At 40.7% G+C, this 20,304-nt stretch carries 17 protein-coding genes and 2 pseudogenes; 18 read left to right on the top strand and 1 reads right to left on the bottom strand.

Translation table 11 applies throughout. The features are described 5' to 3' along the window. Nucleotides 1–6 precede the first annotated feature (6 nt). The 6 genes from DHBDCA_RS15720 to DHBDCA_RS05845 all read left to right on the top strand — a co-directional run bounded on the left by DHBDCA_RS15720 (nt 7) and on the right by DHBDCA_RS05845 (nt 5,853). Nucleotides 7–396, top strand: a complete 390-nt coding sequence (locus tag DHBDCA_RS15720; protein WP_343205474.1) for a 4Fe-4S double cluster binding domain-containing protein — start codon at nt 7–9, stop codon at nt 394–396. Nucleotides 397–620: 224 nt separating this feature from the next. Beyond that, complete coding sequence (locus tag DHBDCA_RS05865; protein ID WP_015043273.1) at nt 621–1,742, top strand: epoxyqueuosine reductase; 1,122 nt, start codon at nt 621–623, stop codon at nt 1,740–1,742. A 502-nt stretch (nt 1,743–2,244) separates the two neighbouring features. Further along, nucleotides 2,245–2,397 (top strand): hypothetical protein, encoded by a 153-nt coding sequence (locus DHBDCA_RS15580; protein WP_015043271.1) that lies wholly within the window; start codon nt 2,245–2,247, stop codon nt 2,395–2,397. Next, nucleotides 2,367–3,080, top strand: a complete 714-nt coding sequence (locus DHBDCA_RS05855) for an amidohydrolase family protein (RefSeq protein WP_015043270.1) — start codon at nt 2,367–2,369, stop codon at nt 3,078–3,080. Before DHBDCA_RS15580 ends, DHBDCA_RS05855 begins: the two co-directional genes overlap by 31 nt. Nucleotides 3,081–3,261: 181 nt before the next feature. Continuing rightward, complete coding sequence (locus DHBDCA_RS05850; RefSeq protein ID WP_034378738.1) at nt 3,262–4,467, top strand: MFS transporter; 1,206 nt, start codon at nt 3,262–3,264, stop codon at nt 4,465–4,467. A 537-nt stretch (nt 4,468–5,004) separates the two neighbouring features. Then, entirely contained in the window at nt 5,005–5,853 is an 849-nt protein-coding gene (locus DHBDCA_RS05845; RefSeq protein ID WP_015043267.1) for a hypothetical protein, read from the top strand. A 169-nt stretch (nt 5,854–6,022) separates the two neighbouring features. Here the strand turns inward: DHBDCA_RS05845 and DHBDCA_RS05840 are convergent, their stop codons facing one another. Continuing rightward, a complete protein-coding gene (locus tag DHBDCA_RS05840) occupies nt 6,023–6,934 on the bottom strand; it encodes a LysR family transcriptional regulator (protein ID WP_015043266.1) in 912 nt (303 codons plus the stop codon). Between the two features lie 1,017 nt (nt 6,935–7,951). On the opposite strand from DHBDCA_RS05840, the gene DHBDCA_RS05835 reads away from it, so the two are divergent. The 12 genes and pseudogenes from DHBDCA_RS05835 (at nt 7,952) to DHBDCA_RS05785 (ending at nt 20,235) form a co-directional block, all read left to right on the top strand. Next, nucleotides 7,952–8,560, top strand: coding sequence for a GNAT family N-acetyltransferase (locus tag DHBDCA_RS05835; RefSeq protein ID WP_015043265.1), 609 nt, complete (start codon nt 7,952–7,954; stop codon nt 8,558–8,560). A gap of 126 nt (nt 8,561–8,686) precedes the next feature. After that, nucleotides 8,687–8,869: pseudogene (locus DHBDCA_RS15715) on the top strand (IS110 family transposase); the annotation flags it as partial. Nucleotides 8,870–9,637: 768 nt separating this feature from the next. Beyond that, nucleotides 9,638–9,799, top strand: coding sequence for a hypothetical protein (locus DHBDCA_RS15425; protein ID WP_015043264.1), 162 nt, complete (start codon nt 9,638–9,640; stop codon nt 9,797–9,799). Between the two features lie 734 nt (nt 9,800–10,533). After that, nucleotides 10,534–11,205, top strand: coding sequence for a DUF1638 domain-containing protein (locus DHBDCA_RS05830; protein ID WP_015043263.1), 672 nt, complete (start codon nt 10,534–10,536; stop codon nt 11,203–11,205). 127 nt (nt 11,206–11,332) lie between these two features. Beyond that, on the top strand, nt 11,333–11,515 hold the full coding sequence (locus tag DHBDCA_RS15560; protein WP_034377760.1) for a hypothetical protein: 183 nt from the start codon (nt 11,333–11,335) through the stop codon (nt 11,513–11,515). A 1,022-nt stretch (nt 11,516–12,537) separates the two neighbouring features. Then, a pseudogene (locus tag DHBDCA_RS05815) lies at nt 12,538–12,861 on the top strand (transposase); the annotation flags it as partial. Then, the gene (locus DHBDCA_RS14885) at nt 12,800–13,138 is read left to right on the top strand and encodes an energy-coupling factor transporter transmembrane component T (RefSeq protein ID WP_343205468.1); all 339 of its coding nucleotides are present in this window, start codon (nt 12,800–12,802) and stop codon (nt 13,136–13,138) included. The pseudogene DHBDCA_RS05815 and the gene DHBDCA_RS14885, both read left to right, overlap by 62 nt. 70 nt (nt 13,139–13,208) lie before the next feature. Further along, nucleotides 13,209–14,329, top strand: a protein-coding gene (locus DHBDCA_RS05800; RefSeq protein ID WP_144020276.1) for an IS3 family transposase whose coding sequence is annotated in 2 segments (ribosomal slippage) — nt 13,209–13,458 and nt 13,458–14,329 — 1,122 coding nt in all. Because the reading frame shifts where the segments join, the coding sequence is not laid out codon by codon here. 7 nt (nt 14,330–14,336) lie between these two features. Continuing rightward, nucleotides 14,337–14,675, top strand: a complete 339-nt coding sequence (locus tag DHBDCA_RS14880; protein ID WP_242824981.1) for an energy-coupling factor transporter transmembrane component T family protein — start codon at nt 14,337–14,339, stop codon at nt 14,673–14,675. 90 nt (nt 14,676–14,765) lie between these two features. Beyond that, complete coding sequence (gene cbiD, locus DHBDCA_RS05795; RefSeq protein WP_015043259.1) at nt 14,766–15,893, top strand: cobalt-precorrin-5B (C(1))-methyltransferase CbiD; 1,128 nt, start codon at nt 14,766–14,768, stop codon at nt 15,891–15,893. A 1,132-nt stretch (nt 15,894–17,025) separates the two neighbouring features. Further along, nucleotides 17,026–18,837 carry a group II intron reverse transcriptase/maturase gene (gene ltrA, locus DHBDCA_RS05790; protein ID WP_015043257.1) on the top strand — a complete coding sequence of 604 codons (1,812 nt, stop codon included), beginning with the start codon at nt 17,026–17,028 and terminating at the stop codon, nt 18,835–18,837. Between the two features lie 663 nt (nt 18,838–19,500). Further along, nucleotides 19,501–20,235 (top strand): reverse transcriptase N-terminal domain-containing protein, encoded by a 735-nt coding sequence (locus DHBDCA_RS05785; RefSeq protein ID WP_015043256.1) that lies wholly within the window; start codon nt 19,501–19,503, stop codon nt 20,233–20,235. The last annotated feature ends 69 nt before the right edge of the window (nt 20,236–20,304 follow it).

The raw sequence follows: 20,304 nt of genomic DNA, 5'->3' as shown, positions 1-20,304 counted from the left end.
CCCACGATGGACTGCCGGTGCCCTCCGAATTGCAGGGCTTGTATGGATGCCTGCCCCACGGGCGCTATATATGAGCCATTTAAACTTAATCCTTATAAATGCCTGGGGTTCAATGCCTGGATGAGGCAGGAAAAAAATAATATACCCGCTGTAATTCCCAAGGAAATACGAGAGAAAATGGGAATTCATGTGCACGGCTGCGATTTATGTCAGGAAGCCTGTCGGAGAAATCAAAAAATACTAAAGTCCGAATTCCCGAAAGACGAATTCCTTGAAGAGATATCACAAAATTTCACTCTTAATGAAATTCTCCATATGCCAGAGGACTTTTACAAAGAAAAAGTTCACCCGATTATGTACAATTATATACAAGATTTTAAGTTGCCTGGGCACTAGGACGCATAGGGGAGGATAAAGCAAAATATATCTTACGATGCAGGCTGGATAGAGAAAGATCGAATAGGGTAAAAGAAGAAATTGTCGGATGCTGAATTCGTTAAGCTTATCAGTAAACATTACAAATACATAATGGATGCCGCAAACGAAGTACAGGACTTCCTAAATAAGTTATTATGAGCATAAGCACGTGTGCTATTACACGTTTGGAGAGGAGGTGACCTATGATATCAAAAGATATAAAAGAATATGGTTTAAGTATTGGATACACTAAAGTCGGCATCACTTCTGCCGACAACTTCACAGAGTATGTGGCTGAAGTTGTTTCAAGAGGTGATAAGTATGATATTTTGAACTTCACTACAACAAATCCAGTTCATGGAGCGACACCTAAAAACATTATGCAAGAAGCGAAATCAGTTATTGTCTTAATATGGGATTATTTTCAGAACGATTTTCCTGAAGAACTTAAAAAAATGATAGGAAAAATCTATCTGGCCAGGTGTTATAATCCGCTCCCCGGTACGATAGCCTATTCAAGACTGCAATTGATGAAAAGCTATTTATCTAATAATGGATGCATGGTAAACTCAGACATTGGTATTCCGGCAAGATGGGCAGCTGCCCAAGCAGGTGTTACAACTTTTGGTAAAAATAACTTTGCTTATGTAGATGATGCAGGTTCTTATATTGTCATCAGCGCTATTGTTGTTGATATGGAAATGGATTATGATCAACCTACTATGGAAAGTAAATGTCCCCCCAATTGTAAAGCATGCATAAATGCATGTCCAACAAAGGCAATCTATGAGCCATTTAAACTGGATCCTAAAAAGTGTATTTCATTTAACAACTGGATGACACAAGACGGAAGAGGTTCTATCTCTGCGTTCATTCCTTATGAATTACGAGAAACTATAGGGTGTAAAATACATGAATGTGATATATGTCAGGATATTTGTCCACTCAATCAAAAGAAATTGAAGACACCTAAAGCAGTCGACAGATATATAGAGCAAATCGGGCAGGATATTACGTTGCCAGCAATTCTTAACATGACGGATGAATTTTTTACGAACAGAATTAAACCAATCATGTATAACTATATTAAAGACAAACGATATTTTATGCGAAACGCTGCAGTTGCTATGGGCAATTCAAAGGATCAAAAATATGTCAAAGATTTAGAAATTGCGTTAGTAAACCCTGATGAGATGATTCGAGAGTATTCTGCCTGGGCATTAGGGAAAATGGGTGGTCAAGATTCCAGGAGTGTACTTGAAAGTAGACTTGCGAATGAATCATCTGACAATGTTAAAAAAGCTATTAAGCAGGCGTTAGCTTAGGGCTAAAAGTCAATCCTTGGGGCTAAAAACATTCTTATTTCGAGTTAATTTCATAAATATATGGTGTCGCCTCCTCCAAAGGCAGAACAAAGAGAAATTGTCCGCTCTTTGGATACACTCCTTGGAAATGAGCAAAAGGCAAAAAAATTATGTGATGTAATAGGGAATATTGACATTATGAAACATTCAATCCTTGCCCGCGCCTTCCGTGGCGAGCTTAGCACCAATAATTCCGATGAAGAAAGTGCATTGGAGTTGTTAAAAGAGGTTTTGTGAGAGAGGGTAGTGGATTAATTTCGTAATATTTGAGATTTTGTAAGTATGAGATCCCTTTTTAACTCATTAAGTTATCAAATTCGAAATCAAAGAAACAATCGGAGTTCTTTCAGAATCAGCAAAAGGCTGGTCGAAAGAACTAAACCTTGTTAGTTGGAACGATGCAGCCCCAAAGTATGACATTCGGGAATGTCACCCAACTCAATATATGAGTTCGAGCAATAACTTGCTTATACGATTATTCTTCCGTTATCCGTTTGTCCAGACCCCTGATGAGGCAGTCAAATTCGTCGCCAAGCAGATTGCCGGAGGAGCGGACTACATCAAAATATTTATTGAGGACGGAACATGTGTGGTTTCCCCGGACTTCCTGTACTAGATAATGAGATCCTGAATGCGGCCGTGAATGAAGCGCATCGCCATGATAAGCTTGCTATCGTCCACGTCACGACTGCCGAAGCGACAAAGCAAGCTATTGACGCCGGAGTGGATGGGCTGGGACACTTGTTCTTTGACTGCTCGCCAACCCCAGAGCTTATAGCTGATATTGCATCATTGGGTGCGTTTATTATACCTACTTTGGTGACACTCTCAACTGCTTTTGGTAATAGCGCAGCCACGATGGCTGCCAACGAACGAGTACGTGCAAGACTTAGCAAGAAGTGGCTCGACTCCCTCTCTCGCAGTATGAACGTCTATCCACAAGGAAAGCTCGAAGATGCTTATGCAACTATCAGAGCTCTCCACGGAGTAGGTGTGGACATTTTAGCAGGCTCTGATGTGTCGGAACCTATACCAATCCTTGGCGGACTTGCTCACGGTGCCAGCCTGCCCCATGAACTGCAACTGCTGGTCGCTGCGGGACTGAAGCCTATCGAGGCGCTGCGTTCAGCCACCTCCACCCCCGCACGCCGGTTCGAGCTCACCGACCGGGGGCGGATCTTCCCCGGAGCACTCGCTGATTTGCTGCTGGTTGAGGGTGACCCGTTGACCAACATCGCCGACACGCTCTCCATACGGGCCGTGTGGCATCGTGGTGTTCAGCTCACAACCCAAGGGTAGACATTGGATAATCAAAAATGCCCCAAAGTACAACATTTCCTATCCAGTCGCCCCGCCCATTCCCAGATAGGGAAGGGCATCACGGCTTGGGAAAGAGAAGCTATGGAAGTTGATTGATTTGCTGGGTGGGTTGAAGTTGTAATATCGCGGGGGCGAGGATAACGATTAATTAAAGGAGTTAATGACGCTGATGAAATCTACTCGTTCACCTTGGATACTAATGTTAAGTTCGGCAGCAATTCTGGCTATCACGATGGGAGCTAGGCAATCCGCAGGGCTTTTCGTTTTGCCGATCAATTCATCTACGGGGTTAAGTATCGTTAACATAAGCTTTGCTCTTGCTATTGGGCAGTTTATTTGGGGATTAGCCCAGCCAATATTCGGAGCAATCGCTGACAAAAAAGGTTCGTATGGAGTTCTAGTTATGGGAGCTTTCATCCTTGCAGGGGGGTTAGCTTTGACCACCATGGTAAATTCGGAGTGGTCGCTAATCTTAACTATGGGTGTTTTAACTGCGGCAGGTGCCGGAGCGGGAAGTTTTTCAACCTTAATCGGAGCCACATCTCGACAACTACCTATGGAGCGCCGCGCTTTTGCTGGCGGTTTCATCAATGCGGGCGGTTCGTTCGGACAGTTTATCTTCGCCCCGTTATTACAAGCCATTATTAGTGGATTCGGCTGGGTTGCTGCAATGCTCACCATGGCGGCTACAACGCTTCTAACTATTCCCATCGCATCGTCGTTGCGCAGTGACCTATCATCAGATAAGCTAGTTAGTTCTGAGAAACATGAGGGAGGGCTAGTGCAACAAGTTCGTCAAGCGATGCATAATCCTAGCTATTTATGCCTGCATGCAGGATTTTTCACATGTGGTTTTCATGTCGCATTTTTGGTAACCCACTTGCCAGGGGAAGTTGCTTTATCGGGTCATTCGGCAAGTGTATCAGCTACCTCGTTAGGGATCATCGGCTTGTTCAATATTGCAGGTAGTCTATTTGCCGGGTTCCTTGGTACACGTTATCGTATGAAATATATACTTTCCGTTATGTATGCCAGTCGTGCTGTAATGATCGGATTGTTTCTGATTTCCCCAAAAACGCCGCTTACCTTCTATATATTTGCTGCTTCTCTGGGGTTCACATGGTTGGCGACAGTACCACCAACCGCAGGTATTGTTGGGAAACTTTTTGGTACGAGATATTTGGCGACACTTTTTGGATTAACGCTGCTGACTCACCAAATTGGAGGTTTTTTGGGTGCCTGGCTCGGGGGAATTGCAATGGATCATGATGGAAATTATCTGTGGATGTGGTACGCTGACATCGTATTAGCTTCTGCTGCAGCGCTGGTTAATCTTCCGATTCGTGAGGATAAACCAGGCAGGTGAGTTTTAACTTGAAAATTTATTACTGAGGGTCGCCCACCCATTCCTAGATCTTGGAAAGGTGTACCGGCTTGGTAAAGAGGTGCTGTGTCGGGTAGTGATTTGCTGGGTGGGTTGAGTTGCAGTTAGCTATGATCGAACAGATGGAAACGGGAAGGGGCTAAAAAGGCAGTACCTTAAGGTAGATATTTACCTATAAATAAGCACATAACGAAAGCCCTCCCCATATGTTTGGAGAAGGATTTAGGTATTTTATGATTTTTTAGATTGGTAATCAACTTTTGAACAATAGTTCCATATAAGGGGTACTTAGACATGTGTTTTCTAATTGAAAGATAGGTTATAGCTAGGCACATAGAAACGGTAGTAAGTATGAACAGATTATGAGAAGAAAGTAGTTATGCAAAGTAAAATGTAATAAACCGCATCAAATCAGAGGTTGTAACCATAAATACTCAGCATAATATCTCTCCATCAAGGAAATAGATTTAGAGGTTCAAGATGTTTGAGCCTCTAAATTTTATGTTGGAGGGATTATTAATGGAATCAACCAAGAATCTACCTGAATTGATCAATGCAGTAACATCTGAGTTATTGCGGCTTAGGTATAGTCCTGTGACTATATCGAAATGTAACGCAGTATGGCAAAAACTCCTATCGTACACACAAGCAAAGGATTTACTTCATTTTTCCGAAAAGCTAAGTGAAAGCTTTCTCCTGGAATACTACAAATACCCAGCAGATTATTCCGGTGAATTTCCGTACGGAACAAGAATTGCTCTTCGCGCAGTCAGAATGCTTGGAGATTATCAATTATATGGCATTATTTTGAGAAAAAGAAAAAAGCAGCAACCATCGTGCCCGGATGGATTTACAGATGCAATACGCGGGTTTGTTTTGTATTCCTATCAAAGCAGAAATACAGTTAAAACGGTAGAAAGAAAGGTATTTATTGTAAAGTGTTTTATTGAGTACTTAACAATGCAAAACGTTTCTACATGTTCTGGTATCAATAAACAGCATGCTTCGGGGTTTATTACATCCATACTAGGGCTTAAGAAAATAACTATTAATCAGTATCTTTACAAATTAGGGTGTTTCTTTCGCTTCCTACATTCAGAGGGATCTAGTAGCGTTAACCTCCGAATGGCAATTCCCCAAATTAACGATGCTAAAGAACGCAGAATTCCGACAGTGTGGTCACCGAAAGAAAAAAGCGTTGCTTGCCCTAGTCATCTAATTCTTCGAATTGCTTACCATATCTTGCTTACCAAGGAGCCATACAAGGAATTAGGCACGGAATATTTAGCAGAACGCGAACGCGAGAGGGAACAACGAGTTATTCGGCAGCTTCAATTAAAAGGATATCAAATTTTAAAAGTCAGTTAAGTTAGGTTCTGAATAAGGAATATTCGAGAGATCCCAAAGTGGTTCTCGGGCATCCCTATGTCTTTAAAGCTTAAGTTTTAAGGCACGGATACGGAGTCAGGACGCCGGAGAGGGGCATTTTCGTAAGAAACAAGGCATATAATTTAAGCTTAGACGTGTAAATGGGTTTCTAAAGTTTTAGATTTATAATTACTTTATCCAGTTCTTGCACATAAGCTGTCGCAAGCCTGCTAAGCACTACACTTTTATGTGAAATCCATCCGACAGTAATGGTTTCATTAATATTTAATGGTACAGCGATGATGTTATTTCCGTTAAGGTCAGCATTTAAAACGCCTGTTGAAATGGTATATCCATTTAATCCGATCAGAAGATTAAACAGAGTTGCCCTATCGCTAACACGGATACTCTTTTTATGAGATAAGGTACTCAATATCTCCTCTGAAAAATGAAAAGAATTGTACTCTCCTTGTTCAAAGGACAGGCAGGGATACGAATCCAAATCCTCCAACGTAACTCCCTCTTGCTTTGCCAGCGGATTATTAGCACTGATGAAAACATGAGGTGCAGCTTTAAATAATACTGTAAACTTTAAATTGTTTTCTTTCATAAGCTTATTGATGACCTTTGAATTAAATTCATTGAGATACAAAATACCGATTTCACTGCGGAGTTTTTTTACATCCTCCAGAATTTCATAGGTTTTTGTTTCTCTTAGGGTAAACTCATATTCCTCCAAGGCGTATTTTTTCATGAGATTTACAAAGGCATTGACAGAAAAAGCATAGTGCTGGGTTGAAACAGAAAAATGCTGGGGAGATGGCTTCGCATCTAAGTAACGGTTTTCCAACAGTTCTGTTTGCTCCAATACTTGCCGTGCATAGCCAAGAAATTCTGCCCCCGCTACAGAAATACTAATTCCCTTATTGGTGCGTTCAAAAATCGTTATCTTAAGTTCTGCTTCCAATTCTTTTATTGCGTTGGAAAGGCTGGGCTGAGATATGAATAAACGCTTTGCAGCCTCATTAAAGGAGCCCCAGTTTGCGATTTCAATTGCATATTTAAGCTGTTGAAGTGTCATTTTTTCCACCTGCCTATTATTCCTAATTAAAAAAGTTCCTTGACGATGAGTGCCAAGAAACTATGTATATCCCTGAATACAACACTTACTTATGGAAACCCCCTATCGCTCGTAGAGTTAATCGTTCATTAACAAAGGCAGGTCTTCTGACTTTGGTTGGGTAAATATATCTTGAAGTAGTGCTACATCTTTGTTTTGTTTATAATGCCAATATCAGGTCTTTCTTTCGGCTTTCTGTGTCCACAATAGTATACTAACACCAAACCATAGACTATATCAATGTCAATAACCTTAAATTATATTAAAGGTTATATATTTATAATTTCATTGACGATGAAATATAATTATTGTACTATTATATTAGTGCAGATACACGAAAATTAAAGGATGATTATATGAATAGGACAATTTATAAAAAGCAACCAACAGCATGTAATTGTATTAATTTACGAAGAGCTTCACAAGCAATTACTGAATTTTATGATGAAATTCTTGCATCAAGCGGGCTGAAGATAAGTCAATATTTATTACTTAGAAATATAAAGCGTCTAGGTCCTGTAAGCGTGAGTAGTTTGGCTTTGGAGATTAGACTAGATAGAACTACCATTGTAAGGAATCTTAACCATTAGAAAAGAGAGACCTTATTATAGATATTGCAACAAAGGGTGCTCGGGATCGTCGCCTAAAGCTTACTGATAAAGGACATGAAATTTTAGAAATAGCGGCACCGCTTTGGTTAGAAGCACAAAATTTTATTGAAAAATACTTAGGGAAGGAAGATATGAATACTTTTACGCTATTACTTTCTAAAATCGAGGCATTAGTGCCTTAATATTAATCATAAACGTGTATGTACACCTTTATGATTAATATATATGAATACTTAACCTAGTTGGGGTACGGCAACGATTCGTGTAAAAAACAGCCATAATTAGTAGCTACTAAAGGCAATAAAAATCGGTAACGCCTTAATAACCGTAAAATCAAAAATGTGATTAATTAATGGAGGTTAAGTATATGGAAATCAGGTTGATGGAAGAAAAGGATTTGGAGGAGGTTTCATTAGTTACTGCAAAGGCTTTCCAAAATGGCACTTTACATAAATATATAGCCCCTGATGACACAGTAAGGGCCGAATTTCTCAGGAAAATATTTCAGATCAGATTAATAAACAGCCTCGGCAGGGATGAAATATATCTAGCTAAAGAAGATGGCAAAATCATTGGAGCAGCCACATGGATACTATCACAGCTGGCAGCTGATACGAACAATTCTGGAAGCAGAACTGGCGAGGGCTCCCTTAATGAACTGCCATCTGATGTAAAGGATAGGTGGATTGGTTTTATCAAAGTACTGATCGCCGCTCAGAGAAGAAGCATACAGCCGCCTTTTTGGAGTTTGTCACCCATAGTTGTGCTGCCAGAAAAACAAGGCGTGGGAATTGCTTCAAAGCTTATAAGAAAGCAGCTGACAAAAATTGATTCTGAGGGGTTGCCCTGTTTTCTGGCTACTCAGGATATTGATAATCTGGATATTTACTACAGGTATGGCTTTAAGACAACCAGTGAAGACAAGATATCTGATTCAGGCGTTATAAGCTATACAATGGTAAGGCCGGGAAAATAAGTTTAACTAAAAGATTGAACTGTCCGACTGTACAGGCTGGTGAATATACTGTTATATGCTTAAAAAGAAAATGGGCAAGAATAGTATGAAATTAACGGAGGTATTATAAATGAAAGATTTAATAATAAAGGCAAAGCACCATTAACCAAGCGAGGTAGGCCTCAACTGAGGGCTTTACTATTTAGATGCGTCTTACCATTGGTTGCCAAAAACCCTGAATTCCAGAGAATACACCGTTATTTAACCACAAGGCAAATCAATCCCCTGAAGAAAAAACAATCACTGATTGCTTTATGTGGAAGACTCATAACATTAAGAGCAACTTGCTGCATAAGTAACGTACCCATTTGATTTGTTAATACTTAATTTAAACTTATTCTTACACTTGAGGATAATTGAAGTACGGAAGGGCCAGGGCAATTCACACCATACGGGCATTTGACCCAGCAAGAGATCCATCCCCTGAAAGGTAGAACGAAGGAATGTAAGGGCCGGTAATACGGACCCCGTGAGACATGGGAGGGTAAACCACAGGGGTTATTGTGAAGATCTGTTGTGCGATCATATTTTTTAAGAAATGGCACAAGCCTCTACTGAGTACGGCTAATGAATGGAAGCTCTGGTACTGTATATCTGCGTTAGGGAGTTAGGTAGATATGCTATTCGAGAAGCACTTTTGTCATTAATTGAGTGTATATACACTTTAAGGGTGACTCGATAATACAATTTGATTAAATGAGGAGAAATGACTATGTCGCTAACAACACACATTAAAGAGTTTCCTTAGATCTTGGGCACAGCCAGGTCGGCATTATTCCTGCCGACAGCTTTCCTGAATACATCGTCGATTTAACCAATATACACGTGATGTATTCTTTTTATGTCAAAGGACCGGCTTATCCGTTGGTTGGAGCGTAACCTCGTTCGCTGATGCCTACAGCAAAATCCATTATTACAACAGCTTATGACTATTCGCAATAGAACTTTCCGAAGGAATTGACCGACAAGATAGGCCGAGTTTACCAAGCGAGGTGTTATAATGCACCGCCGGAACGTATCAATGGAGCTAGACCACAATTGATGCAGGAATTTCTGCGCAAACTAGGGTGCAAAGTGGGTGATAAGATCAGTTTGCCAGAACGATTGGTTGCGACCAAAGCAGGCATAGTAAATTACGGCAGAAACAATTTCGCTTATGCCGAAGGCATTGGCTATTTCATCTACGCTCGTCCTTTGTAGTCAATAAAGAGCTTGACTATGATAGCCCTACCGTCGAGGTGGGTTGTCCGAAAGGATGTTCCGCCTGCATGAAGGTAGCGAAAATTAATGGTGTTAATCTTAGCTTCAGATTTCTGGCCATCAGGTGGAAGTGATGAAGGACCAAATTCAAGACTATATTTAGGTTAGGAGTTGACGTAATGAAAGTATGTTTCGTGGCATGCGGGATCTATCAACTGGAATTAGAACAAGTCTTGGTGCAGATTTAGAAAGGAAAAGTTATTATATTTCTCTATAGAAGACGTTCTCCAAAGAAACGCGCCTAGTGAACAAGAGCGGCAACAACCTTTCGATAGATCTAAGTATATTTCCCGTTTAGTCGCCAATTATAATCAGAAGACGTTTCTGGAGATCACGAGCAGGGAATGTATCGATGTCATAGAACAGGTCGACGTTGATATATTCAATGAATTTACCCGCCGCATCGACAAATACTTGGACAAACATGCCTCAGGTCAAGATGACTTAAAGAGATATATACAGATCGTTTCTGCATATTTGACTTTTATAGCTTGGAAACCCTTTCACCCTCCTGGCATGATTTTCGCGGGTGGACACAAAATCGTTGGCAAAGATAACAAGTAGTATTGTCCTGTGAAAAATAAGCAATTGCATGGAGAGTTGTCTGTATGCAAGTACTATGTAAGCAAGGATATCAGTGAAATGAATGATGCGAGTGAGAAGGAGAAAATGTTATGACTCTAAAGATAATTGCTTGCGAGGTTATGAAAGAAGAACTGCTTACCGTGGCCTCAGGCCGTAACATTGAATTCGAGTTTCTCCCACAGGTACGTCATAATCATCCGGAAAAATTGGGGATGGAATTGCAGAGCATTCTGGATAGTTCAATTGGCTATTCGCGAGTTGTGTTGGGCTACGGGCTATGCGGGGGCGCTGCAAAAAAATTGCGGGCGGGTGACTTTACTTTGACAATACCACGAGTACATGAATGCACTCCGCTGCTGCTCGGCTCTCAAGCAAGTTATGAGAAACACCGTTTGGATGAAATAGGTACATTGTATATGTCATGTGGCTGGACGAATAGTGAAGGGTCTATTGTTGGGGAGTATAATCGCACCTATGAAAAGTATGGCGAAAAAATGACTGCCATACTTATCGCCACGATGTATAGCAGCTATAAGCGCGTATTGTTTATCCGTACAGGTATTCCGAATGAAGAAAAATATCTGCGGCGGTCCAAGGAAATAGGACAATTACTGAAATTGGATCATCAAATAGCGCAAGGAAATCTGAGATATATTGATAAGATGGTTAATGGACCATGGCTTGAAGATGAGTTTATCAATATTCCCCCTCACGGATTAATCGATGAATCATATTTTATAGATCAACATCAGAATATGTAATCTTGCCGGTTTCAAGAGCGTGAACAATGACTCATATTGCTAAATGCAATCCTAAATCTCTTAGCTCTTGTCATTGTTTGAATGTAAGGCGAGCTTCACGGGCGGTAACCAATTTTATGATAAGGTTTTGGAACCAATCGGACTTAAAGTTACGCAGTATTCGTTATTGTGGAATCTGTGCAAAGCCGCATCGGTCAACGCTTGGGCGAAATGGGATGAAGCTCAAGCATCACAGGAGAAATATTTGGAAGTGGTGGAATTGGCTGATTTTAAGAAGTTGTTTTTAAAACTGGAAGCCTTGGTACTGTAAATCTCAACCCGCCTATTTTATTGAAGTAAAACTGTTAACCTCTGCTTATTAGTCAAATTATAATGAGAAAGTACAATAAAGCACTCCTGCAAAATTAAAACTCCCTTTGTAAAAAGGAGAACCTACATGTACTCACTAGGTTTCAGATGACAACTGAACCATCAATGAAGTTTCTAAAAGTTAACCGCAAAGCGATTAGGTAGATAAAAAACTAATATACCTATCGGAAGAGGGATTTTTATTTGAAAATATGGTTGCTGACTTAACTAAAGACAATGATATCAATACAAAGTCAAAATGGCTTACGCTAGCTGTTACTTGTCTTGGAGTGCTACTGCTTAATATTGATTTGTTTATTGTAAATGTTGCATTGCCTGCTATCAGTAAAAGCCTGCATGCCCCTTTGAATATGGTTTCTTGGACTATTTCTGCATATCATTTTTTTAGAGAGCCGAACCCAAGATCCATTGATTGAACTATCGATTTTTAAAAATGTAAACTTTATCATGCCATGTTTAAGTTTGTTTCTATTTTCTGCAGCTTTATTTGGATCTCAGCCTTACTGGAGCCTGTTTTTACAAAGCTTTTGGAGATTTACACCGCTGCAAGGTGGACTTGCACCCGAATGTGTCGAGGAGTTTCTGAGGACATCGTTTTAAGGGATGCACCTAAAATACCCAACGCAACTTTTCAGAAAACAGAGTAGAAGATGCTAACCGGTGTCCAGTGGGCGGAAATCTAATTGTAGTGGAGCATAAGGATTTTCAAAGCCCGTCTATTATGAGAGAAAAGAGGTTAAGAATAAGCGAATAGACCCCCATGCTGCTAGCGCGGCACCATCGAAAGGATGAAAATTGGTTAATGTCGAATTACCTATTTGGCTGGCGAAGGTAGGTCGGGTTTCTATGGTGCTTCGAGCTCGTCGAATAGACTGACCACAGCGACCAGGTGCACCACAGATTGTTGCCTCTTTTAGAGAGCACGTAGGATAGAATGATGTCATGTATACCCACTGATGCGGCTTGTACGTTCATAAAAAGAACGTTGTCGCATGTGCGCTCACTCCCGAAGGGAAAGAAATCCGTACCTTTTTAACGATGACCTATGACTTAATTACGTTAGGTGATTGGCTTAAATCCAAAGGCATTACTCATGTGGCGATGGAAAGTACAGCTTCTTACTGGAAACCGATTTACAATCTTCTGGAGCTGGAAGAATTCAAGGTAATGGTGGTCAATGCTAAGCACATCAAGAATGTGCCAGGACGCAAAACAGATGTAAAAGATGCCGAGTGGATTGCGGGGCTGTTACAACATGGTCTGCTACAAGGAAGTTATATCCCTAATATCGATTATTCTAATTACAGGATTTAGCTTTGCACCAGAGCGCTTTGCTCGAGTTTCAAGCCAAACGATTCTCTTTTATGCCCTACCAGGAGAGAGATTAGGAGAAACCGTGGGAGGATTCCTAATGGGCACGACGTTTATCTTTCGGCTTTTTAGTATGATGATCGTCTCTTCGGTATTGACTTTGACCACGTCAATGGATGATTTCACTCAATTTTTTCATAAGCTGAAGGTACCGCTAGAGGTATCTATGATGTTGACAACAGCGATTGAATAGGCTACACTAAACTGGACAGTTTTCTTAAGGTCTTGTAAATTAAAAGTAATAATCAAAGGAGCAAAAGACAATGACCAAAAGAGAACGAAGATCTTTTACCGATGAATTCAAGAATCAAATGGTTCAGTTATATCTGAACGGCAAACCGAGAGCCGAAATTCTGAAGGAATATGATATAGGTGGTTCAACCTTTGACAGATGGACGAAACACCATGAGAAAACAGGTTCATTTCGTGAAAAAGATAATCTTAGTGATGAACAGAAAGAACTCATAAAACTTCGCAAAGAAAACCAGCGCTTGTTGATGGAAAATGATATTTTAAAGCAAGCCGCGCTGATCATGGGACGAAAGTAGACGTGATAAGGCAAAATGCCCACAAATACTCGGTATCAGCAATGTGTAAAGTCCTACAAGTGAATCGCAGTAGTTATTACTACAAATCAACCTATCAGGAAGTTGAAGACGATGTTGAGCAGCACGTTATCGAGATTTTTGAATCAAATCAACGGGTCTATGGTACCAGAAAGATTAAGATTGAGCTTCAAAAGAAGAATTTAACAGTCTCTCGTCGCCGAATCGGTCGATTGATGAAGAAAAATGGCTTAGTTTCAACATACACAGTAGCTCAATATAAGCCATTCAAAACCAAATGCAACGAAGCTGAAATCAAGAATGAATTGAATCGGGAATTTGAAAAAGCGGTGCCATTGGAGACCGTTGTTAGCGACCTGACATATGTTCGAGTAGGAACCAAATGGCATTATATCTGCCTTCTCGTTGATTTATTTAATCGGGAGATAATTGGACAGAGCTGTGGCAAAGCGAAAGACGCTGCCCTGGTATATCGGGCTTTTGCTAGCGTGAAGTCCAATCTACATAATATTAGGATGTTTCATACAGACCGTGGCAGCGAGTTTAAAAACCAGCTAATTGATGAAGTAATTTCAACCTTTAATATTCAGCGTTCTTTGAGTATGAAGGGCTGTCCTTATGATAACGCCGTATCCGAGGCTACCTTCAAACTAGTTAAGACAGAGTTTGTGAAAAACCGACGCTTTGTATCACTGGAACACCTAGAGAATGAATTGAAGTCTTATATTAAGTGGTTCAATGAAAAGCGAATTCATTCAACACTAGGCTACCTTAGTCCTCTGGAGTATAAAACCATTTACCTTAACAAATCTGTCTAGTTTACTGTTGACAATCCAGATACGATTTATTCCGACGCTAGATAGAAAACGACGATTTATCTTAGAAGCTCAAAAAGCGCGCGGGACAAGATTTAATGATAAAGGGATTGTCGGTCCTATTCGCTCATACTTTCCAATAATGATTCCCATGTTTATTAATTCGATTTTGATGGCTAATTCATTATCAATGGCTATGCTTAATCGAGGGTACGGTTTGACGAGGACATGTACAGTGCTGCGAGAGATTTCATTTGCTCCTAGAGATTACTGGGTGTTTTCTCTTATTGTTCTGTTATTGACGTTGGCTGTTTTTATTCGTTTCAGTCTGCACTTAGGGGTTCTATAGACTGTGACTAAACTCCGCTTCGCTAGTTCGAGTTGAACTGTAGTTCCATTTGGATGATAATTATAATAATCTGATTATGGGAGAGAAACTATGGCACGAGATAAAGATCGACATACTTGGCGGGAAGGATATACTACAGGAAGTTGTGCTGCTGGCGCCGCTAAAGCAGCCTGTCTGCTCCTTAAAGGAGACAGCTTAGCTGATCAAATAGAAATTCCACTTCCGAGTTCGGCACGCTTTACAATGCCTATCCATGGTGGCATCGCTGGATATCCAGAGGCTAGAGCATGTATTTTGAAAGACGGCGGAGATGATGCGGATATTACGCATGGTCTTGAGATCCATGCCAGCGCGCGCTATATTTCACCATCTGGAGAGGTTCACATCCGAGGTGGTCAAGGAGTTGGTACTGTTACAAAAAAAGGATTGGCACTCTCAGTCGGAGACAGTGCCATTAACCCAGTGCCCAAAAAAATGATCTATGAAGCAGTTCGGGAGGTCTTTCCCCATGAAGAACTAGAAATTATTATCGAAGTTCCCGCTGGAGAGGCGGCTGCCTTACGCACCCTTAATCCAAGACTAGGGATCATCGGAGGAATTTCTATACTCGGAACCAGTGGGATAGTCCGACCGATGTCCGAGGAAGCGTTTAAAACCTCTATCCTACCTGAGTTGGAGCAGGCAGTCGCTTATGGACATAAAACTATTGTACTTACCCCAGGGCACTATGGGTATAGGGTCGCGACGGAACGTTTTATGGTCTCTGCTGAAGCCGTGGTTGAGATGAGTAATTTTGTTGGCTTTTTATTGGAAGAAGCGGCTTACCGGGGAATTGAACAGGTGATTTTATTAGGACACATCGGAAAACTCATTAAAGTTTCGGCTGGAATCTTCCATACTCATAACCGTGTAGCAGATGCTCGAATGGAAATATTACTGGCTCATGCCGCATTAGCCGGAGTTAATCTCGATACTTTAAAACGTTTGGCAGAGTTTCCAACGATCGAACGAGCCACGTTAGAGCTCTTACAACTTGGAGAGCAAAAATTGCTTCATCATCTGGCACATCTAGCAAGTGAAAGAGCCCAGGCGTTCACCTTCGGACGTTTGAGCGTTGGAACCGTTATGACGTCGTTGAACGGTCAACTAGTTGGTTGGGATTTGAAGGCACGCAATATTGTAGAAGAACAAGGCTGGGTGTGGTCAGTTGAACCGTGACATTTACTAGTTAGACAAAGAACTTACGAGGCACTCTTCACGAGCCTGTTCAGTCTTAAATGCACAGGCCCCTGTTTTCCACATTCGAGAAAACAGGGGCCAGCTTGTCATTCAATTGTAACGGTTCTGTTCGTAGACTGTGTTTCTTTGTGTCATTGCCACTTCTCCTTGGACTAAGGTGCAGGTTAAAATTAGCCACCCAGAGAAACGCATTATTGAAAAGCTTGCTGTGAAACCTGATTTTAGCATAGAAATATGGAAAAATGGGTTCTGTTCAGTAATCCCAAAGATAATTAGAAAGCTTGCTGAATAGTCTAGTTTATCAGTAATCAAGTTAAATGAAATAATTGGAATAGTCCAATCAGGTGTAGATCATGCTGTTAATGAAATGAGAAACAGTCAGAGTGCATTTACAGTGCGTGGTAGTGCTAAATGTGCGACACGTTTCTAAATGAAAAGTTTAGACATTTGTAGAAATACAAAGAGAACTAACATCTTGATGAGTCGAATGATAGGGTAACGCCTAAAAAGGCTCCTTTAATACTCCGATGGGCGTGTATATGTATAAGCGTCGAAGCGTCTAGAGCTCGGTGAAGTCGCGTGACCCTGCCCTTTTGGAATTAAAAACCTTTTGGAAACCTGTTCAGAGGTGAACAGTGCGGGTTTAGCGCGGAAGTCTAAAAAATATCCATGGTAAGAATGTAGGCAAAACCTACTGACAAAGTTCCGAATGTACGGGTGAATCACTAGGCTAATAGAAATGTTAGTACAAGCAAAAGCTTGGTAGACGAGGAAAAGTAAAAATATATAGTATGAAAATCCTTATGATGTTAAAGGCATCATCAAGTCTACAAACCCAAAGGAACAACCTAAAGGTATATGCATAGATAAAGATGTTGGAACGTGGTAAGCATTGGACGTTAAGAACTTATATTCTATGAAACGGTGATAAGGCAACTTATCTCTATCAATGTGAAAGTAGGGCCACAGTACCAATGAAACCATGATAATAAGTGGCGGAGGGATAGGCCCAAGTCAATCTATAATAAACGAAAACTTACGATCACAAAATCACTCCATAGGTTCTGGTGAGACTAAAAGAGGCTAACCTCGAAAGGAGGTGTTGCCGACTATGGCTACCACTACAGCGAATACCAAGTTGCGCCACAATGAATATTATGGGCAACAAAGTATACTTGATGAATTGTATGAAAGAAGTCTCAAGGGTGCAAAGTTTAATAAACTATACGAAAAAATTGTAGAAGAAAACAACATCCTATTAGCCTATCGAAACATTAAGGCTAACACAGGGAGTAAAACAGAAGGCACTGACGGTTTAACCATCAAAGACATAGCAGGTATGACCAACCAAGAAGTCATTACAATGGTCAAAAGAAGGTTGAAGAACTTTACACCACAATCGGTCAGACGGGTAGAAATCTTAAAAGATAATGGCCAAAATCGCCCTCTTGGAATACCCACTATGTCCGATCGTCTGATTCAAGCGTGTATTTATCAAATCCTTGAGCCAATCTGTGAAGCAAGGTTTCACAATCATAGCTATGGATTTAGGCCCACTAGAAGGACAGAGCATGCACTAGCCACGATGCACAGGATGATTAACATTCAGCACCTGCATTTTGTTGTAGATGTGGATATAAAGGGATTTTTCGATAATGTCGATCATGGAAAGCTTCTTAAACAGATGTGGACTATGGGGATTCAGGACAAGAACCTTCTTTGTATTATATCGGCTATGTTAAAGGCAGAAATTGAAGGAATAGGAATCCCCAATAAGGGTGTTCCGCAGGGTGGTCTGTGTTCTCCATTATTTTCTAACGTGGTCCTTAATGAATTAGATTGGTGGATCAGCGATCAATGGGAAAGCTATGAAACTTCATACCCCTATAAAAGAAACGAAGGCAAAATTAGAGCAATACGCAGAGGGTCAAAACTGAAGGAATGCTATATCATCAGGTACTGTGATGATTTCAAAATCATGTGTCCAACCAGAGATGTAGCAGAACGGATGTTTGTCGCAGTTAAACTCTGGCTCAAAGAGAGACTAAATCTAGAAATAAGTTCAGAAAAATCAAAGATTACAAACCTGCGCAAGAAATCATCGGAGTTCCTCGGCTTCAAAATCAAAGCTGTTGTTAAGGGAAGGAAACGAGTCGCTAACTCAAATATCAAACCCAGTGCTGTTGTGAAAATAATAGCTAAAGGGAAGGATCTTATCAAGAAAATCCAAAAGAATTCAGCAGACAAGAATGTAAGTCTCTACAATTCTTATGTTCTTGGAACTCAAAATTACTATCGTATAGCAACACATTGTACTAAAGACTTCTCAAAAATCGGATATGAGCTTGATAGGAACATTAAAATCAGGTGGAAGTCAATCTCTACCAATAAGGGTTCTCCCAGCAAGCTATACTTGGAAAGGTATAAGGGATATGCTAAGAAGAAGACATATATACATGGTCACATCATATTCCCCATGTCAGCATGTAAAACTAAAAATGCAATGAATCACTCCAAAATGGTAAACAAATTCACACCTGAAGGGAGAAAATTCATTCATCAACTAATCGAAAGTGTATCAGGTTTCGAATTCATATACCTAAGCAAAAATCCAGTAATAGACCGAAGTATTGAGTATAATGACAACCGAATATCCTTATTTTCTGCCCAAGGCGGAATGTGTGAGGTACTCGGTAAAAGATTAGAAGTAAATGATTTCCATTGCCATCGTATCATTCCAATTATTGCTGGCGGAGGAGATAAATACAGTAATCTTGTCATAATTGCTCCTGATATTCACAGATTGATACATGCAACCAAATCCGAAACAATTCAACAAATACTGGCGAAGCTTGAACTATCTAAAAAGCAGATAGCCAAAGTGAATAAATTCAGAGTACAAGTAGGAAATATTGTGATATAAGGAAGTAGTGTTAGGTTGATGGAACGCCGTGTGAATACGAAAGTTTCGTGCACGGTGTGGAGCAGGGGCTGCGACAAGAAGCGACTTCTTCCGCAAAATATCAGTGTAGCATAAGCTACTATTCCAGTTGTGTGGGATATTCTCGTCCGAAACTGCAAAGAGAGTAATTCCTTTGTGGGTTGCATGAGGAAAAGCCTAATCCAACGCTTAGTATCCAAAGCCTTGGAGGGCAAGAGAAAGAGTGGTATCGGTTAATGATAAGTGAATCTCTATAAGCGTCGTCACCGCAGTCGATAGTTAGGATATGATTGCTATCGTTTAGTAGTATAAGGAGTGCATCTTCCCCTAAAATGCACTTAGCACAACCTATAGGACTACCGGCGTATTGGAGGAACCTAACCCACTCGTAACTGATAGAAGTCGAACTTGGTAAGTCCTATGAAGTCCATCATAGGATGGTAGGCTGACCGTAAGGAAAGCGGAATCCTTCAGAGGATATAGGAGGTCAGAGAAAGCGAACGCCACAAGCTGAAAGGCAACAGAAATGGAAATAACTGTGTGGATAGTGCCCTATGGCATAAACTCAAAGGATGCAGACTTCTGACTGGTGTACAACATGGTAATAAAGCGGAAAGTGAATTCTTAAAAGAGAGGTAACAGCCGATGAACACTTTGGAAACAAAGTCCGCAAGACCTCTCATTACTAATTGGGACCAGATAAACTGGCAGGAAATCAATGAGTATGTAGAGAAATTGCAACAACGAATATACCATGCCGAAAGTGTAGGCGACAAACGTAAAGTACGAGACCTTCAAAGAATGCTGATGAACAGCGAGGCGGCATTGTTAGTATCGATCCGCAGGGTAACACAGCTTAACAGAGGTAAGAGAACTGCCGGAGTAGATGGATATAAGGCGTTAACGCCCAAAGACAGACTTGAATTGTACATGAAAATGAAGAATATGAGTCTGTCCCTTCATCAACCCAAGCCAGCATACCGGACATACATTGAAAAGAAAAATGGCAAACTCCGTCCATTGGGAATACCTACCGTTTTAGACAGAGTTTATCAGAATGTGGCTCGTTTGGCATTAGAACCGCAATGGGAAGCAAGGTTTAACCCCACATCGTATGGATTTAGGCCAAAAAGAAACTGTCATGATGCAGCAGAAAGAATCTTCAATACCATGAAAGGTAAAAACAAAAAAGTATGGATATTTGAGGGTGATTTCAAAGGGTGCTTCGACGCTCTGAACCATGACTACATCATGCAACAACTCAAAGAATTTCCCGAAACGGAACTAATCGGCAGATGGCTCAAAGCTGGATTTGTAGATAATAAGGTATTTAATGAAACCGAGGAAGGAACGCCGCAGGGCGGCTTATGCAAAGCTTAGCATAAACCCCCTTATGCAAAGTAAATGATTATGCAAAGTAAATCCCTAAAGCTACCGTGTTTCGGGTGT

It is taken from the genome of Dehalobacter sp. DCA (genome assembly GCF_000305775.1).
GTDB classification, from domain to species: Bacteria; Bacillota; Desulfitobacteriia; order Desulfitobacteriales; family Syntrophobotulaceae; genus Dehalobacter; species Dehalobacter alkaniphilus.
This window is presented reverse-complemented; position numbering and strand designations above follow the sequence as displayed.

Bases quoted from the DNA above. Each gene is read 5' to 3' on its own strand.
- DHBDCA_RS15720 (WP_343205474.1), top strand. From the start codon at position 7: ATGGACTGCCGGTGCCCTCCGAATTGCAGGGCTTGTATGGATGCCTGC.
- DHBDCA_RS05865 (WP_015043273.1), top strand. From the start codon at position 621: ATGATATCAAAAGATATAAAAGAATATGGTTTAAGTATTGGATACACT.
- DHBDCA_RS05855 (WP_015043270.1), top strand. From the start codon at position 2,367: ATGTGTGGTTTCCCCGGACTTCCTGTACTAGATAATGAGATCCTGAAT.
- DHBDCA_RS05850 (WP_034378738.1), top strand. From the start codon at position 3,262: ATGACGCTGATGAAATCTACTCGTTCACCTTGGATACTAATGTTAAGT.
- DHBDCA_RS05845 (WP_015043267.1), top strand. From the start codon at position 5,005: ATGGAATCAACCAAGAATCTACCTGAATTGATCAATGCAGTAACATCT.
- DHBDCA_RS05840 (WP_015043266.1), bottom strand. From the start codon at position 6,934: ATGACACTTCAACAGCTTAAATATGCAATTGAAATCGCAAACTGGGGC.
- DHBDCA_RS05835 (WP_015043265.1), top strand. From the start codon at position 7,952: ATGGAAATCAGGTTGATGGAAGAAAAGGATTTGGAGGAGGTTTCATTA.
- DHBDCA_RS05830 (WP_015043263.1), top strand. From the start codon at position 10,534: ATGACTCTAAAGATAATTGCTTGCGAGGTTATGAAAGAAGAACTGCTT.
- DHBDCA_RS14885 (WP_343205468.1), top strand. From the start codon at position 12,800: ATGCCGAGTGGATTGCGGGGCTGTTACAACATGGTCTGCTACAAGGAA.
- cbiD (WP_015043259.1), top strand. From the start codon at position 14,766: ATGGCACGAGATAAAGATCGACATACTTGGCGGGAAGGATATACTACA.
- ltrA (WP_015043257.1), top strand. From the start codon at position 17,026: ATGGCTACCACTACAGCGAATACCAAGTTGCGCCACAATGAATATTAT.
- DHBDCA_RS05785 (WP_015043256.1), top strand. From the start codon at position 19,501: ATGAACACTTTGGAAACAAAGTCCGCAAGACCTCTCATTACTAATTGG.